The organism is Nostoc cf. edaphicum LEGE 07299 (assembly GCF_015207245.1).
Classification (GTDB): domain Bacteria; phylum Cyanobacteriota; class Cyanobacteriia; order Cyanobacteriales; family Nostocaceae; genus Nostoc; species Nostoc edaphicum_B.
Genome location: NZ_JADEXF010000522.1, coordinates 1 through 4,127, shown reverse-complemented (window position 1 = coordinate 4,127; position 4,127 = coordinate 1). Strand labels below are relative to the sequence as shown.

General features: G+C 44.0%; 3 protein-coding genes. 1 reads left to right on the top strand and 2 read right to left on the bottom strand.

The window, feature by feature from the left end:
- Positions 1-1,451: cation:proton antiporter (locus tag IQ229_RS16025; protein ID WP_194045312.1), on the bottom strand; the 1,451-nt coding region annotated here is incomplete at its 3' end.
- A gap of 70 nt (positions 1,452-1,521) precedes the next feature.
- Positions 1,522-2,523, bottom strand: a complete 1,002-nt coding sequence (locus IQ229_RS16020; protein ID WP_194045311.1) for a DUF389 domain-containing protein — start codon at positions 2,521-2,523, stop codon at positions 1,522-1,524.
- A 137-nt stretch (positions 2,524-2,660) separates the two neighbouring features.
- Between IQ229_RS16020 and IQ229_RS16015 the strand changes: the two genes are divergently transcribed.
- The coding region (locus tag IQ229_RS16015) for a cation:proton antiporter (RefSeq protein WP_194045310.1) at positions 2,661-4,127 on the top strand (1,467 nt) is incomplete at its 3' end.

Here is a 4,127-nt window from a genome sequence, read left to right as displayed (position 1 = left end):
CCTTTTTCTGCCAAAAGTAAACGTCGGCGAATGGCTTCAAGCTTACTGCTCTTGCCACTTCCACCTTCCACCTCATCAGGGCGACGATTATATAGTTCCCGCAGTGTTTTTTCTGCACCGGCAATTCGTACCTGATAAGCTGAACGCATCTCTTCATAAACGGCTTTTGGTAATACCCCTGATTTCAATAGGCTATCTAATTCATCTTGTGCTGCCTTACCCGTTATCAACTGAGCTTGCAATTCTTCAACCTGTTGTTGAACTTCGGAAAATTTAGATAACTTTAAGCGTTTTACCACCCAAGGCAAACTTAAACCCTGCCCCACTAACGACACCAGCACACAGCCGAAGACTATAGCTATCAGTACTTCCCGCCCTGGAAGTGTTGTAGGTAAACTCAACGCCAAAGCCATTGAGAGTGAGCCTTTGATGTTACCTAAAAACAGTAAATGTTGCCAGCGCAACGGAATTGGGCGGTCAATCCAACGAACCCCAGCTAATAGCGGATAGACTGTAAGAACTCGTCCGATTTGATAAGCCAAAACTGCAAATATAATTGCAGGTAAAGTTCTCCAGAGCGTTATTAGGTCTATTTCTACACCAATAAGTAGAAAAATAAAGGTGTTGACAGTAAAGCTGGCATATTCCCAGAAACTCAATAAAGTGATGCGACTAGAAGCAGAAGTATTGCCAGAAAGCCCCAAATTCCCAAAAATTAATCCAGCAACAACTACGGCTACAGGGCCTGATACACCAAGAAATTGACCAACCTGAAAAGTTCCTAATGCAACTGCGACTGTTAGCAAAAGACTGCTCAGAGCATCATCTAAACGGGCGAATACAGGTATACTCAAGTAGCCCAAGACTAACCCGACAACGCAGCCCCCTAGAGAGATAAATAGCAGTTGTTGGATTCCCTCTACAAATGTGAGCGAGCCTGTTGAATATACTTGCACAATCAGGTTGAAGGAAACTAGGGCAGCAGCGTCATTGAATAGGGTTTCTCCTTCAACAATGGTGGAAAGCCGGGAGGGTACTGGTATGTCCTTAAAGACAGCAATCATGGAAACAGTATCAGTGTTTGCCAAAATTACTCCAACAAATAATGCAGGTATCCAATCCAGTCCCAGGATAAATTTCAACAGGACGGCAATAATCGCACTGGAAATCACAGCCCCTGGCCCAGCTAGTAGGGCAATTGGTTTAAAGGTGCTGCGTAGGCGGCTGACATCTGTATTAATACCAGCTTCAAAGATCAGAATTGGTAAAAAAAGATTCAAAACTAGGGTTGGATTTAAACCAATCGGTCGAGACAATAGCTCAGTGATGGGCAAACCTGCTAATACTAAACCCGTAACATAAGGGATTCGCAACCGCCGGGATAGCAAAGCCACACCTGTAGCAAGAACCAAGAGAATAATTGAAACTTTGACTAATTCGGTAACATCCACTATTACGTTTTGGAGAGTTAGTTTGACTTGACTGATAGATTTTCTCTTCATTCATGCCAAATTAGCAAGTTCAGGGTGTGGGTTCAGAACTTCTAATTTCCTTCACTTGACCAACTTCAAAAATTAGAGTGAATGTTTGCCCCATCTCTCGCTTGATAAATGCTTCTAATAATTCTACTTGCCGAGGTGTGACAGGTTCTCTTGCTCGGACGCTCAAACGGACTTCTGGGGGATTTGTCAACCAATTGGTATTACTATTAAGCAATTGCAAGCGTCCAAAGGTGACAGTTCGGTTTAATAATGCCCGTCGTAAGCTGGTTTCTAGTTGTGCTTGTCGTACAAGTCGGGCAAAGCTGACTCCCAAGGGAATTACCAGGATAGCTGTCAAAGTCATAGTCCAAATTAGGGGTTGACGGGCCCGTGCCATTGAAGTGTAACCCGCTATCACAAATGTCACCATACAGGAGAGGGCAATACCTAGTAGGTTAGTGAGATAAAGTAGAGTTGCCCCGAAACTAAGTGACCAATTTCCTTGTGCCAAGCCTAAGCCAATCACACAAATGGGGGGCATAAGGGCAACAGCGATCGCAGTTCCCGCTAAACTAGTAGAGATTTTCGTTTCAATTTTCGCGTAGCCACTAATACTACCAGCCGCTACCGCAATTCCCAAATCTAACAGCGTTGGTCTTGAGCGAGCTAACACTTCACTACCATAGCTAGGCAATCCCACCAGCAAACCCAGAGTGAAGGCGATCGCAACCGCTAACATCGTGCCCACTGCTACAGCAATTACTCCCTTGCGAAACAAAGTAATGTCTGCCTGCAAAGCACCAAAAGCTAACCCGCGAATCGGCAACATCAGGGGGGCAATAATCATCGCGCCAATAATCACGGCTGCACTGTTAGACAATAAACCTAAAGTAGCGATCGCACAGGAACTAATAATTAAAATTATGTAAGCTGAGTCTAGGGTAGATTCAGCCAGCAAGTCGGTTTGTAGCTGTTGGAGTTGTTCCGGCTGCGAACCCCGGCGGCGGAAATTTTTAAATCGGTCTCGAATGTTATTACCCAAGACCTTCCTCCTAAATACTCGGTTAACTGTAAAATATTCAATCTCTGCTGATTAAAGTCTTACATTAAGCTGGTGTCATCTGAAAATAATCAGATGATGATAAATGCAAAATTATACCAAATACCAGGAATTTCTCTATGGTACTTGAATCCGCGATCGCTGAGGAAGTCATTACAAACAATCTCAAGCAGTTTCTGTTGGTGCTTTCGGTGTCTCTAGGTGTGGCGACACTACCGCAGATATTTACTTGGTTTCGCAATATACCTTACACCTTATTACTGGTGATTGTCGGGTTAGGTTTGGCGTTGGTAGATGTGCGTTTAGTAACCCTTTCTCCCCAATTAATTTTGTTCATTTTCTTACCACCGCTGCTATTTGAAGCTGCATGGAATTTGAAATGGGTGGAACTGAAGCGAGATTTAGTGCCAATTTGCCTGTATGCAGTGTTCGGTGTAGTAATTGCGATCGCAGGGGTAGCGATCGCTCTCAATCAATTCGTTGGTATTTCTCTAACTACAGCTTTACTCATTGCAGCCAGTCTATCTGCAACTGACCCTGTTTCTGTCACTGCTTTGTTTCGTGAACTGGGCGTAGATAGTCGTCTTGTCACCTTAATGGAAGGCGAAAGCTTGTTTAATGATGGCATGGCTGTAGTTGCCTTTGGTTTTTTGGTAGCGTTATCTTTGGGAACTGTAGAATTGGAATTCCAGCCAATTTTATTGCAGTTATTTACAGTTGTTGGTATCGGTGTAGCGGTGGGAGCTTTCATTGGATTTGGTATTTCCTACCTTACCCAGCGTTTCGATTTGCCCTTAGTGGAACAATCCTTAACCCTAGTTTCCGCCTACGGCACTTACCTAATTATCGAAGACTTAGGCGGTTCTGGGGTAATTGGAGTTGTCACCACAGGTTTGATTTTAGGTAACTTTGGCTCTCGTATCGGCATGAATCCTCGCACCCGGATTATTGTCTCCGAATTTTGGGAATTTCTCGCATTCTTTGTTAACTCGATTGTCTTCTTGCTAATTGGCGACCAAATACGCTTTGCTAGTTTAGGCGAAAACCTGCAAATCATAATGGTGACAGTGGCAGCAATGATTTTGATGCGGGCAGTTGGTATTTACATTCTCAGCAAATTGAGTACTAGCATCACCAAATCGGAAATTTCTTTACCAGACCAAGCTATCCTCTGGTGGGGTGGGTTACGCGGTTCCGTCTCCATTGCCCTGGCATTGAGTGTATCAACGACACTGCCAGAGCGAGAAAAAATCATTGCAACAGTATTTGGGGTAGTTTTATTTACTCTTCTTGTCCAAGGATTGACCATCAAACCTTTGCTAGAAAAACTCAATTTGCTAGGTGATGCACCCTTACGCGAGCAATATTTAGAATTCGTTGCCCGTCATGTTGCCTTAGAACGCGTTCTAGAACATCTCCAGGCAGACCAACGCCCAGGTATTGACCCAGAGTTTCGCCGTTACCAGGAGACACTAATCAAAGGCGAACTTGTAGATTTACGGATGGAAATTGACAAATTACAGGGTGAATATCCGAATCTTCAGAGCTTTACGACTGAACAATTTCGAGGAGAACTGTTGGCAATT